The organism is Streptomyces daliensis (genome assembly GCF_054782395.1).
The window spans coordinates 185,481-197,906 of record NZ_BAAGSO010000118.1 but is presented as its reverse complement, the minus strand read 5'-3'; the positions used below and the strand labels follow the sequence as shown (position 1 = coordinate 197,906).

At 71.9% G+C, this 12,426-nt stretch carries 10 protein-coding genes; 7 read left to right on the top strand and 3 right to left on the bottom strand.

Annotated features, from left to right (window positions below; genetic code table 11):
- Positions 1-99 precede the first annotated feature (99 nt).
- On the top strand, positions 100-756 hold the full coding sequence (locus ACYVOO_RS32445; RefSeq protein ID WP_461019286.1) for a maleylpyruvate isomerase N-terminal domain-containing protein: 657 nt from the start codon (positions 100-102) through the stop codon (positions 754-756).
- A 120-nt stretch (positions 757-876) separates the two neighbouring features.
- On the opposite strand, the gene ACYVOO_RS32440 is transcribed toward ACYVOO_RS32445, so the two are convergent.
- Both ACYVOO_RS32440 and ACYVOO_RS32435 read right to left on the bottom strand, forming a co-directional pair.
- A complete protein-coding gene (locus ACYVOO_RS32440) occupies positions 877-1,815 on the bottom strand; it encodes a geranyl diphosphate 2-C-methyltransferase (RefSeq protein ID WP_461019285.1) in 939 nt (312 codons plus the stop codon).
- 14 nt (positions 1,816-1,829) lie between these two features.
- Entirely contained in the window at positions 1,830-3,206 is a 1,377-nt protein-coding gene (locus ACYVOO_RS32435) for a family 2 encapsulin nanocompartment cargo protein terpene cyclase (RefSeq protein ID WP_461019284.1), read from the bottom strand.
- A gap of 636 nt (positions 3,207-3,842) precedes the next feature.
- Between ACYVOO_RS32435 and ACYVOO_RS32430 the strand changes: the two genes are divergently transcribed.
- The 5 genes from ACYVOO_RS32430 to ACYVOO_RS32410 are packed head-to-tail and all read left to right on the top strand — an operon-like array spanning position 3,843 to position 10,092.
- Positions 3,843-4,892 carry an acyltransferase domain-containing protein gene (locus tag ACYVOO_RS32430; RefSeq protein ID WP_461019283.1) on the top strand — a complete coding sequence of 350 codons (1,050 nt, stop codon included), beginning with the start codon at positions 3,843-3,845 and terminating at the stop codon, positions 4,890-4,892.
- A 3-nt stretch (positions 4,893-4,895) separates the two neighbouring features.
- Positions 4,896-6,920 carry an acyl-CoA dehydrogenase gene (locus tag ACYVOO_RS32425; RefSeq protein WP_461019282.1) on the top strand — a complete coding sequence of 675 codons (2,025 nt, stop codon included), beginning with the start codon at positions 4,896-4,898 and terminating at the stop codon, positions 6,918-6,920.
- Positions 6,917-8,107: a 3-oxoacyl-ACP synthase III family protein gene (locus ACYVOO_RS32420; protein WP_461019281.1), complete on the top strand. Its 1,191-nt coding sequence runs from the start codon at positions 6,917-6,919 to the stop codon at positions 8,105-8,107. Before ACYVOO_RS32425 ends, ACYVOO_RS32420 begins: the two co-directional genes overlap by 4 nt.
- Positions 8,108-8,121: 14 nt before the next feature.
- Positions 8,122-8,970 (top strand): SDR family NAD(P)-dependent oxidoreductase, encoded by an 849-nt coding sequence (locus ACYVOO_RS32415; RefSeq protein WP_461019280.1) that lies wholly within the window; start codon positions 8,122-8,124, stop codon positions 8,968-8,970.
- Positions 8,971-9,009: 39 nt separating this feature from the next.
- Positions 9,010-10,092, top strand: a complete 1,083-nt coding sequence (locus tag ACYVOO_RS32410) for a beta-ketoacyl-ACP synthase 3 (RefSeq protein ID WP_461019279.1) — start codon at positions 9,010-9,012, stop codon at positions 10,090-10,092.
- A 30-nt stretch (positions 10,093-10,122) separates the two neighbouring features.
- On the opposite strand, the gene ACYVOO_RS32405 is transcribed toward ACYVOO_RS32410, so the two are convergent.
- Complete coding sequence (locus ACYVOO_RS32405) at positions 10,123-10,605, bottom strand: DedA family protein (RefSeq protein ID WP_461019278.1); 483 nt, start codon at positions 10,603-10,605, stop codon at positions 10,123-10,125.
- 518 nt (positions 10,606-11,123) lie between these two features.
- On the opposite strand from ACYVOO_RS32405, the gene ACYVOO_RS32400 reads away from it, so the two are divergent.
- Positions 11,124-12,332 carry an oxygenase MpaB family protein gene (locus ACYVOO_RS32400; RefSeq protein WP_453348218.1) on the top strand — a complete coding sequence of 403 codons (1,209 nt, stop codon included), beginning with the start codon at positions 11,124-11,126 and terminating at the stop codon, positions 12,330-12,332.
- Positions 12,333-12,426: the final 94 nt, after the last annotated feature.

The following is a 12,426-nucleotide window of genomic DNA, read 5'->3' as shown; positions in this document are numbered from 1 at the left end:
ATCGCCTCACGTCGGACATCGCACGTCAGGACGCCGCACGTCGGGACGCCGGACGAAATGCGGTTGGCGGCCGTCGCGGCACCGCACTACGTTGCCGGGGTGGATCTCTTCTCGCACTCCTGGGCGGCGTTGCGCGCGGCGGTCGCCGCGCTCACGGACGAGGACTTCGCACGCCCCTCCGGCTGTGCGGGCTGGCTCGTGCGCGATCTGGTCTGCCATCTGGTCATCGACGCGCAGGACGTCCTGATCACGCTGGCGACCCCCGCCGATACGGCGCCGACCCGCGACGCGCTCACCTACTGGGACGTCACCGGCACACCACCGACCGGTGACGACCCGCTCGACGCACTGACCGTCCGGCTGGCCGCCGCGTACGAGGACCCCCGGCTGCTCACCTTCCACCTCGACGACGTCGGCTCCGCCGCGGGCCGCGCCGCCGCGCTCGCCGACCCCGCGCAGTGGGTCGGCACCCGCGACGAGGTGCTATCCGTGGGCGACTACCTCTCCACGTACGTCATGGAGTGGACGCTGCACCACCTCGACCTGATCGCGCATCTCCCGCACATCGCACCACCGCCAGCGGAGGGGCTCGCCCGCTCCCGCGAGATGCTGGAGGGGATCGCGGGAGCCGGGTTCCCCGCGTCGTTCTCCGACGCGGACGTCCTGCTGACCAGCACCGGACGGCGCGCTCCCGCCGACGCGGAGCGTGCCGAGCTGGGCGGACTGGCCGCGCGGCTCCCCTTCGTCCTCGGCTGACGAGCCCGTACCCGGAAGACGGAAGGGCCGGTGCCGTCGCCCAAGCCCAGGGGACGGCACCGGCCCTTCCGGTCGGTCAGTGCGGTGTCACTCGGTCACACGGGTCACGTGGTCACGTGGTCACACGCGGTCGGCCGCGATCAGGACGTACTGGAAAGAGCCGTCCTTGTAGGAGTTGATGAACGCCTCCTCGATGCCGGTGACCAGCGAGGACGTGGCCCGCAGCTCCCAGTACGGGAGGGTGGCGGGGGTGAGGTCGACGACGGCCTGCGGTACGAGACGGTTGTCGGCCATGGCCCGCAGATACTCGCGGCGGGAGTGGATGTTGCACTCGAAGTGCGCGTTGATCTGGGAGACCCACTTCGAGGGCTGCCCGTACCGGGGGTTCCAGCAGCCGGTGATGGTCACATAACGGCCGCCCACCGCGAGGACGCGGGAGTGCTCGGCGAAGAGGTCGTGCAGATCGACGTACATGGTCGACTCGTTGTTCCACGAGGCCGTCGCCTGGCCCGTCGCGAAGGGGGTGTTGAGCATGTTGCAGACGCGGGCGCGGACATGGCTCTCGATGCCCAGTTCACGGGCGCGCCGGTTGGCGAAATCGGCCTGCTTGGCCGAGAGGGTGACACCCTGCACATGGCATCCGAACCGCTGATGGGCCATGACCATCGAGCCGCCGCGGCCGCAGCCCGCGTCGACGAGTGTGTCATCGCGCCCGACCGGGCCGAGGTGGTCGAGGAGCAGTTCGGCCTGCGCCGACTCCAGACGGTGCAGCTCGGCGATGAGCCGCTTCTCGTACGTTTCGTCATCGGGGTTGCCGAGGGCGGCGTGGTCGACGTCGCCGATGCCGTAGTGGTGGTGGTAGAGCCCGTCGACGTCGCCGAGGCGCAGGTTCACGGGCCTGGCTTCCTGGTCCCAGTAACGGGCGATGTCACCTTGGTAGGGCGACTCGGGAGCGGAGGCGGACGCGGGCGTGGGGCCGGGGGTGTGATCCGGTGCGGAAGCGGGGGCGGGGACGAACGCGGAGGAGCCGTTCATGGGGGTGAGCTCGGTGCTGGTCACAGATAAGTCCGTCCTTACCAGAAATCGGGCAGGCTGTATCGATAGGTGTTGGTCTGGTGCCAGTAGTGGTTGCCGTCGACCCATACGGCCACTCCCCGCAGGAAGCGCAGCACGTTCGGGACGGGGCAGGAGGTGGCCAGCGCTGCGGCTTCGGCCTCGAAAGCGTGCATGAGGTCGTTGTGGACCTCGATCGCCTTGAGATAGCCCTCCCGTTCGGAGAGGCCCTCACGTTCGGAGAGCACCACGGGCAGGTTCAGATGCCGGCCGGGGCTCTTTAGTTCCTTCGTGTACGAGTACAGGTCGTTGACGATGGTGGTCGCGTTGCAGGCCAGTGCGATGACCCGCTGCATGGCGGGCCGTGCGTGCAGGTCGGCGGGGAGTTCGTAGCCGTCGACGGTGTCGGTGATGGTGGGACACGGGCGGAAGTTGTTGAACTGACGCATCGCCAGGTACTCCCACACCTCCGGCATGTGCTCCGTCTGGGCCCACGCGGCCTCCGCGAGGTATCCCAGGTGCAGCCGGGCCATGTCGTGCCGGAAGCGGTCGGCCTGGGAGGGTGTGGCCTCCTGGAGGAAGTACTCCATGGCGGAGCGGTAGGCACGCCGGGGCGCGTCCGACTGGAGCGACTCCTGCCACTCCGGCTCGTACTCCTTCGTCGTGTGCAGCGGATCGAGAGCCGTGTGCGCCAGCAGCAGGCGGCTGCCGAGCCCGATGGGTGACCCGCCGTGGTCCTCGCAGTAGCAGTCGTCGACCGCGTTCTCGGCGACCATCATCCGCGTGGCGATCATCAGGTGGTCGACGGTGGGTGCTTCCGGGTGGCAGGCGACCATGTAGCGGCCGACGGAGAAGCCGTCGAACTGGTCCTCCCACTCGGGAGGGAACGCCTGGACCTCGTCGACGGCCCATGCCTTGATCCTGCGGCTCACCTCCTCCACGCGCACGGGGTCGGGCTCGGCCACCGGGTGGTAGTAGAGGCCCGGGATCGGGTCGCCCACGCCAGGCGGCCCGGAGCCCGACGCCTCCGCACACTCCTCCTCCGAGTCCGGGGAGTCCGACGTGTCCGGGGAGACGGGAAGCTCTTCGCGCCGGGACGGGTGCAGGCTCGCCGTACCCAGGCCGCTGGGACCCCGCAGGATCCGGTCCAGCGCGTGGCTGGTTCGCGCCGCCTCGGCACCGGGGCGTGGGGCGGAAGGGGAGGGCGGGTCGGGAACGGGCGGGGAATCGGGGACGGGCGGTGGGTCGGGTACGGAAGGCGGACCAGGGACGGCGGGCAGGCCGGGAACAGGGGGCGGGCCGGGCAGGGTGCCACCTGCCGCCGGTGCGACGGCGGGGGCCCTGGCCTCGGCGACGGGCAGGCTCGACGGCGGCGGGGAAGACCCGGGCTCGGGCATCCGTGACTCCTTGGTGAGGTGGGCCGGGTGTCCCGGATCCTGGGCGTGCTCGTCCGGGATCCGGGCAGGTCCGGGCCGTCGTGGCAGGGGTGAACATCGGGAAATCCGCTCGGATCCCGGAAACCAGTAAACGGCCGGTGCGCCCGGTGCGTCCGCAGAGGCCGCCCCAGTTACTCCGATGCGGTGGTCTCGCGTCCCGACGTGTTTATCCAGGTACCCGACGACATTCGGACGACCTGCCCCCGCCATGTTTGGCGCCCGGGCACGCCCGGCATGCCCGCCCGAAGCGCCGTCACCTCGCGCCCACTCCCCCTGGAGTCCGGAACAGACACGGGGCCGGCGCCGGATTCGCGACGCGCCACGCTTCACCTCATTCAACAGGCCCTGCCCCTTTGGGCGACCCGCGGCGGCACCGTCCACCCGTTAACTGGGAGGCGGCCCTCTTGACCGAGAGGCGGACCTCGGCGGCGCGGAGAAACGAGGCGCGGCAGCCGATGGCAGCACCTTCGCCCGAGATCCGCGCCCTCGCACCACAGCAGCAGCCGCGGTGACGGCGGTGACCGCAGTGACAGCGACCGCGGTGACCGCGTCAGTGGTGACCGCGTCAGTGGTGCGCTGATACCGGAAGGAGCCCGAGTGCACACCGCGACGTCAGCACCGTCGGAGCACATGCCGTGCGGGACACGGCAGATCGTCCACACCTTTCCCGGCCAGGGGGACTTCGCCGTGAGCCCCTTGGTGCGCGCCGTACGGGAACATGTCCCCGTGCGCACGGCCGTCGCCGCGACGTTCGCGGAGGTGGACAGGGCGGGGGCCGAGTTCGAGATCCCGCCGTTAGGGCCCGCGCTGCTGAGCGAGCGGCCGCCCACCGGGCGCGACCTCGCCCATGGCCCCGTCGGGTCCTCCCAACTCGCCCTGTTCGGCGCGTCGATGGCCGTGCACCGCGCCCTGTGCGGCGTCGGGCTGCGCGCGGACCGTCTGGTGGCCGTGAGCTTCGGCGAGATCGCCGCGCTCACCGCCGCCGGGGTCTTCGAGGTGGCCGACGGTGCCAGGATCGCCTGTCGGCTGGCCCAGTGCCTCTCGTCCTGCGAGGGGGGCATGACGCTGCTGGCCGGAGGAGAGAGCAGCGCGCGGTCGCTGCTGCGGGAGGTCGGTTCACCGCATCTGGTGATCGCCTGCGTCAACGACCCCGAGGAGACGGTCCTGAGCGGGCCCGTACCGCTGCTGGAGCGCGTGGAGCAGGCCGCCGCCGACGCCGGTGTGCAGACCGCCCGGCTGAAGCTGCCGTTCCTCTCCCATCACCCGTCGCTGTCGCAGGCCGCGGACACCTTCGCCGCCGCCGTGCGGGAGGTGCCGCACCATCCCGCGCGCCTTCCCGTCCACTCCGCCGTCCTGGGGCGCGCCTACACCGCCTCGGACGACTTCGCCGCCGGGCTCTCCGCGTGCCTCACCGACCCCGTGCGGCTGCCGGACGTGCTCGACGGCGCGGCCGTCTCCGCCTCCCCCCTGTTTCTGGAGGCGGGCACCGGCTCGGCGCTCACCCACAGCACACGCCGCGCGCTGGGCCCCGGCCGCGCCGAGGCCCACGCCCCGCTCGCCACGCCCGACTTCCCCTGGGACGACGAGGCCACGAGGCGGCGGTGGCGCGCGGGCGACACCCAGAAACCTCACCTCCCCCGGAGCTGACCGATGCCCCCTTTCCCCGGCACCGCTGACACCTCTGACACCCTTGACACCACGGACGTCGCCGATGTTTCCGACGCGACTGACACGGCTGACGCGACCGCCCCGTCCGACGCCCTCGCCGAACTGCACCGCATCATCAACGGCACGGGCCCGCCCGGGCTACGGGAACGGCTCGCCGAGGCACTGGCCGCCGAAGCCTGCGAGCCCCCCGGCACCGCGGCCACGGAACTGCCTCTGCCGCACCGTCAACTACGCGCCCTGGCCCAGGCGCTGCCCTCACCGTGGGAACTGTGCGAGACCCCCGAGGCCCTGGTGACGCTGAACGAGCAGGTGGCCCTCGCGGACCCGGTCCTGTGCATGGCCGTCATCAACCACTACATCCTGTGCCTCAACTCGGTACTGTCCCTGTCCGCCGACCCCGCCGCGCTCGCTTCCGAGGTGGAGGACCTGGGCGCGGGCCGCACCAAGGGCACCTACCTCGTGACGGAGATCGGCGAGGCGGGCAGCCACCTGTGTCCGCGCACCACGGCCGAATTCGACCCGGTGCGACGGGAGTTCGCGCTCCGGACACCGGACTCCGGCGCGGCGAAGTTCTCCGGCGTCGGCCGCACCCGCACTCCTCAGAGTGCCGTCGTGGTCGCCCGCCTGCTGGCCGGGGGCACCGACCGTGGCGTGTTCTCCTTCCTCGTCGACCTCAGTGACGCGTCGGGTCCCGCGCCCGGGGTGGAGCTGTCCGACGTGCTCGCGGTGCGCGACCTCCCCGTCAGCAGCGCGCTGGTGCGGTTCGACGGTGTGCGGCTGCCGTACGAGCGGTGGCTGGGCGACGGCGCGACGATCGACACCGAAGGTGTCTTCCACGACCCGCTCCCCTCCCCCGAGGCACGTCATCAGCGCACGTTGCACGTGGGCCGGACGCTGTGGGGCACGCTGCCCACGGCGATGGCGGCCATGGCCCGCACCTGCGCCGTACGGGCGCTGCGCCACGCCGCGCACCGGGGCAGTCACGGACGCCTGGCGCCCGGTTCCCCCGTACTGGCCTACCGTCCCCAACAGCACGCGCTGCTGGGCGCGTTGGCCGAGTCCTTCGCGCTGACCTGCGCGGGCAACGAGGCGCGCGAGATGTGGTTACGGACCACGGAGGACCCGCACCGCACCGCCACGGACACGGACACGGACACGGGCGCGGACACGGACACGGACACGGGCGCGGACACGGGCGCGGACACGGGCGCGGAGAGCGCCTTCGCGCCCTGGGCCTCGGTCGACGCGGCCCTGGCGGTGCACAAGGTCCTGGCGGTGGAAGGCGCAGCGCGGGTGACCGCGGAGTGCCAGCACCGCAGCGGCCTGGGCGGCTTCCTGGAGATCAACGGCCTGCCCGGATACCGCGGCTTCGCGCACTCCTTCGTCAGCGCGGGCGGCGACAACCGGCTGATCACGCTGGACACCGGCCGCTCCCTGGCCGAACAACCGCCGCCGGAACAGCCACCGTCCGAGCGGGGGGTGTCCGGCTCCCCCGTGACGGAGCCCGTGGACTCACCGGGCTGGTGGCCCGCCGTCGCAACCGCACTGGAACACGACCTCACCACGCGGTTGCACCACGAGCTGAGGGACCGCGAGAAGCTCGGACTCAGCGCGTTCGAGCTGTGGAATCCGCTTCTGGAGCACGCCAGGGAACTGGGCGAGGCCCACGCTGACCAGCTCGCAGCGACCGCCGTCGCCCGCACACTCGCCGACGTCGGCTCAGCCGAACTGCGCGCCGCGCTGGAGCCGTTGGCCGCGCTGTACGGCACACTCCAGGCGGGCCGGCAGGCCGGTGCGCTGCTGGCGTGCGGTGTGCTCACCCCCGAGACGGTCCGTTCACTGCCCCAGGTACGGGACCGGCTGTGCGACCGGGTCCGGTCCCATCTGCCGCTGCTGGAGGCGGCCATGGCCCCGCCGGAGCGGAGCGGCACCGCGCCGCTGGGGAAGCCGGAGTACGCCGAGGCGCTCGCCGGATCGCTGGGCTGGCATCGGGGAGGTGCGGCATGAACCCGGAACGGAGCGAGGCAACACGCATCGGTGTCCTGGGAACGGGCACCTACCTGCCACGTCGGCGCCGCAGCAACGACGAGGTGGCACACGCCCTGGGCGTGACACCGGACTGGATCGCCGAGCGGACCGGGGTGTCCAACCGGCACGTCGCCGCCGAGGGCGAGGCGGCCTCCGACCTGGCGGCGGCAGCCGTCCGTTCGGCCGCGGCGGCTGCCGGGATCGACGCGGACCAGCTCGACCTCGTCGTCGTCGCCACCTCCACCCCCGACGAACTGGGACCGTCAACCGCCTGCCGTGTCCAGGCACTCATCGGCGCGCGCAACGCCGTGGCACTCGATGTGGGGGCCGCATGTTCGGGCTGGCTCTTCGCCGCCCGCGTCGCGCGGGACTGGCTGGGCGGCGAGCGGCGCGCACACTACGCGGCGGTCGTGGGCGTCGAGGCGTATTCGAAGTTCCTCGACCCGCACGACCGCGGCACCGCCCTGCTGTTCGCCGACGGCGCGGCGGCGACCATCCTCGGACCCGTACCGCAGACCGGTGGTGCGCCCCGGCCGGGCGGCTTCGAGGAGATCACCCTCGGCTCCGACGGCACCAAGGCGCACCACGTCCTCATCCCGGCGGGTGGCAGCCGCCTGCCCGCCACACCGGAGAGCCTGGCCACCAACCAGCACATGATCTCCATGGACGGGCGGGCGGTACGCGACTTCATCGTCGACATCTTTCCGCGGTTGCTGCACGAGATGCTCGCGCGGCACCGGCTGGATCTGAGCGACATCGACGCCTTCGTCACCCATCAGCCCAACCCCGTGCTGCTGCGCGGCATCGGGGAGAACCTGGGCATCCCGGCCGAGCGGCAGGTCATCGTCGGTGACGAGGTCGGCAACATCGGCGCCGCCTCGGCGCCCTACGCGCTGGCCACGGCGGCGAGCCGCGGGCTGCTCACGCCCGGCGGACGCGTGCTGCTCGCCGTCTTCGGCGCGGGTGTCACCTGGGGCAGCGCGCTGCTGACCTGGAGCGGCGCCTCCGCCATCCGCGTCGGACACACCGGCGCGCGACACACCGAAGCGGAGCCGGGACACACCGACGTCGCACACACCGACGCGGGACCGGGACACACCAACATCGCACACACCGACGCCGCCGACCCCGCGCCACCCCCGCACACCTCCTCCCACCTCGCATGAAGAAGGAGCCTTCCGTGAACACACTCGATTCCTTCCGGCTCGACGGGGCGCGCGCCCTGGTGACCGGCGCCTCCCGGGGCATCGGGCAGGCGATCGCCCTGGCGCTCGCCGAAGCCGGGGCCGACGTGGCCATCGCGGCGCGCAGCACCGAAGCCCTCAGGGGGACGGCGGAGCAGATCGCCCGCACAGGGCGCGACGCCTTCCCCCTGGCCGGTGACTTCAGCGTCCCCGAGGCCGCGGCGGAGGTGGTGACCCGGGCCGCAGAGACGCTCGGCGGGCTCGACACCGTCGTCCACTGCGCGGGAGTGCTGCCCACACTCCCCGACGGAAGCCCCATCCTGGCGCCGCTTCAGGACACCGAGCAGGAGGACTGGAACACCGTCCTGACCGTCAACCTGAACGCCTCGGCTGCGCTCTGCCGTCAGGCACACCGCTACCTCGTCGGCTCGACCCGCGCCGCGGTCGTGCTGCTCTCCTCCACCTCCGGCCTGATCGGCTCCCCCACCATGGAGGCGTACGCCGCGTCCAAGGCGGCGCAGGTGTCCCTCGCCCGCAGCCTCGGCGTCGGCTGGGCGCGGCAGGGCATCCGCGTCAACGCACTGTGCGCGGGATGGACGCGCACCGACCTGACCGCGCCCTTCGAAGACGCGGTGCCCGTCTCCGAGTGGCTGATGAGCCATGTCCCCATGGGGCGCTGGGCGGAGCCCGAAGAGGTGGCACGGGCCGCCCTCTTCCTCACCTCCCCCGCCTCCTCCTATCTGACCGGCACCGCACTGGCCCTGGACGGCGGTGTGTCGGTCCCCGACGGCGGCCTGGCCGGTATCCCCAAGCCCCCTCCCCCCTCCTCCTCCGCCGCCGCCTGAGAACCGGTCCGGAAGGAGAGGAAAGAGAGGGCACACGAGATGACCGACCAACCCCGAAGGACCGCGGTGATCCAGGGCCTCGGCTCCAGTCTTCCGCAGCGCGTGCTGCCGAACGAGGAAGTGGTGCGGCGCGGAGTGCTCGACACCACCGACGCGTGGATCCGACGGCGTACGGGCATCGCCCGCCGACGCCGCGCCGCCAAGGGCACGAGCACCGGAGACCTGGCGGTGGCCGCGGGCCGGGCCGCGCTGGAGTCGGCCGGTGCGCGCGAGGCGGACCTGGTGCTGCTCGCGACCACCACACCTGACCGCCGCTGCCCCGCCACGGCCCCGCACGTCGCCCACCGGCTGGGGCTCGGCCCGGCCCCCGCCTTCGACCTGGCCGCAGTGTGCTCCGGCTTCGTCTACGGGCTGACGGTGGCACGCGGACTGCTGCTGAACGGCGTCTGCGAGCGCCCGCTGGTCATCGGCGCCGAGGTGTACTCCAGCATCGTTGACCCGCTGGACCGGGACACCGCGATCGTCTTCGGCGACGGAGCCGGTGCCGCCGTGCTCCGCGCGGGCGACCCGGCAGAGCCAGGAGCCGTGCTGGCCGAGGACCTCGGCTCGGACGGCTCCGGCACCGACCTGATCTCCATAGCGGCGGGCGGCTCCCGGGTCCCCGACACCTCGCCGCGGCTCGATCGCGGTACGCGCTACTTCCAGATGCGCGGCCGGGAGGTGTACGGGCAGGCCGTACGCCGCATGACCCAGTCGTCGCGGGCCGTGCTGGAGGACGTCGGCTGGGCGCCCGAGAGCGTCGAAGCCTTCATCGGGCACCAGGCCAACCAGCGCATCCTCGACTCGGTCGCGGAACGTGTCGGCATTCCGCCGCACTACCGCTTCGGCAACATCAAGGACGTCGGCAACACGGCCGGTGCCTCCATTCCGCTGGCCCTGGCCCACACCGCGCGCCAGGAGGTCGTACGCCCAGGCGCCCGCACGCTGCTGACCGCGTTCGGCGGCGGGCTGACCTGGGGCTCCGTCGCCGCCTCCTGGCCCTCGGCCACACCGGTGAGCCGGGAGCCCGAAACCGCCCACGAGATCGTCACCCCGTGCTGGAGGACCCGGCAGCGAAAATGACGACGTGACACCGTCGACGCCGCCGCGGTCTCAGGACTCCTCGGGCGCCGCCTCGCGGGAGACCGGGGCGGCCTTCCTGCGCCGGTACAGCACCGCGCCGCACACCGCGGCGAGCACGACCGCGACCCCGGCCACGCCGAGCGCCGTCCGCTCGGCGAACAGCCTCGCGAGGGTTTCAAGAATGCCGATCCCGGCGGTCGCGTACACCAGCGCCCAGGCCGCGCCGCCCACGAACAGTGCGGGGAGGTAGCGCGGGAGGGGCATGCGCATGCTGCCCGCGAGGAAGTTGGCGGCGGTCTGGAACCCGACGGTCAGGAAGGAGACGGCCACCACGGGCGCGCCCCACCGCTGGATCGCCCGCTCGGCGCGCTGGAACTTCGGCGAGGAGACGCGCTCGGAGAACCTGCTGCGCCTGGCACCGGCACCGGCGAGCCGCCCGACGGCGAACGTGCCTCCGGCCCGCAGCAGCACGATGACGTAGAGACCGGCCGCCGCGAGTGCGACCTTATCCACGGCGCCTCGCCCTCGTCCGCGTCCGGGCCCTCGGGACCGGGCCGCGCCCCGCCTCCCCCGTCACCCGGGTTCGCGGTTCTCGGCACAGCGGGCCTTCGACGGGCACGAGCCTGGTCTCCCTCTCTCACCTGCGGGCCTGCTTCCGCCGGACCCGCTCCGCGTGCGTGCCGGAGCGGCGTACCGCCGTGGCCTGACCCGCGCATGGTCTCTCACCGACGGCACCCGGCCCAGCAAGGGTAACCTAACCGAACGCACGTATGGCCTGGCGAGGGGGCCGCCCCGCCGGTGCGGAATCCGTGGCCGTCAAGTGCCCCGGAACCCCGTGGCGATGCGCTTGCCGCCGCCCCGCACTCCTCTTGCCACTGCCCTTGTCACCACCCTTGTCGACGGCGACACGCATCGCTATGTTAATCAGAAATCACATCCTGGAAACAGCGCCGACCGCTGTCGGCAACGTCAACTGCGAGCTAGAAACGGCGCATTGCGACGCACGTCCTACCAGGAAAGCGAGCAAGTTAATGAGCAATCTCAGCCGCAGAAAGGTACTGACGCTCGGTGCCGCGCTGGGCCTCGTGGGCGCGGCGGGCACCAGCGACGCGTGGGCGTGGTCGCCGAAGGGATCGGTCGCCGGAACCGGCACGGGCACCGACCCGGAATACGTGTGGGACGACGAGGTGGACCGGTTGCTGGTCTCCCTCATCGAGAACGGCCAGGTTCCCGCCGTCAACACCGCCATGGCGTCTTGGGTGAACAACAACGACCCGCTGCCCACCGGCTTCCCGGCCGACCTCACCGCGTATCTGCGGAAGGTCAACACACTCCCCTCGTGGGCGGACCAGGCGAAGCTGGCGCGCGCGGCCGACTTCAACCGGCGCAAGGACACCTACCTCTTCCTGCTCTACGGCCTGGGCAGCGGGATCATGAGCACCGTCATCCCGCGGGAGGCCCGGAGCGTGTACTGGTCGGCGGGCGGCGCCGACATGAAGGACCGCGCGGCCAAGACCTTCACGTTCGGCTACGACCTGGCCCAGTTGAAGGGGTTTGAACCGTCGGGCCAGTTCGTCGTCACCGCGAACAAGACACGTCTGGTGCACGCCGCGGTGCGCCATCTGCTGCCCCAGTCGCCCCACTGGACGTCGGGCGCGGACCAGGACATCCCGATCAGCAACGCCGACATCCTCGTCACCTTCCACAGTCTGGGCACCTACGTGCGCAGGAAGCTGCTCGACTGGAAGGTCCCGTTCCCGGCCGCGGACCAGGACGCCTTCCTGCACAGCTGGCAGGTCGCGCTGCATCTGCTCGGCGTACGGGACGAGTACATCCCCAAGTCGTGGGCCGACGCGGAAGAGCAGTCGCGTCAGGTGCTCACCCCGATCCTCGCCCCGACGACCGAGGGCATCGAACTGGCCGAGGACCTGCTCAGCCTGCCCTCCCAGGTCGACCTCGGTGTCACACGCGGGTTCCTCAACGAGTTCGTGCGCTATGTCCTCAGCGACGAGATCGGCGACTGGCTGGGACTGAAGCGGGACCCCGGCGCCCAGACCCTGATCCGCACCGTGTGGCCCGCCTTCATCAAGTTCCGCGAGGGCCTCTCGCCCGTCGCGCCCGGCGCCTTCTACATGTTCGACCAGTTCGTCCGCGCCCTGGCCATGGCGTTCCTCAACAACGGCTCCTCGGGGACCACCACCCCCATCGTCATCCCGACGGGGAACAGGCCCAGCTCCTGAGCCACCCGCCACCTGTCATCTGCCACCCGCCACCGGGCGGCCGGTCACACGGATGCCCGTCCCACGGCACACCCGCCGCAGGACGGGCATCCGG

Excerpts from the sequence above, each read along its gene's own strand:
- ACYVOO_RS32425 (WP_461019282.1), top strand. The coding sequence starts at position 4,896 with ATGCCCCCTTTCCCCGGCACCGCTGACACCTCTGACACCCTTGACACC.
- ACYVOO_RS32400 (WP_453348218.1), top strand. The coding sequence starts at position 11,124 with ATGAGCAATCTCAGCCGCAGAAAGGTACTGACGCTCGGTGCCGCGCTG.
- ACYVOO_RS32420 (WP_461019281.1), top strand. The coding sequence starts at position 6,917 with ATGAACCCGGAACGGAGCGAGGCAACACGCATCGGTGTCCTGGGAACG.
- ACYVOO_RS32410 (WP_461019279.1), top strand. The coding sequence starts at position 9,010 with ATGACCGACCAACCCCGAAGGACCGCGGTGATCCAGGGCCTCGGCTCC.
- ACYVOO_RS32435 (WP_461019284.1), bottom strand. The coding sequence starts at position 3,206 with ATGCCCGAGCCCGGGTCTTCCCCGCCGCCGTCGAGCCTGCCCGTCGCC.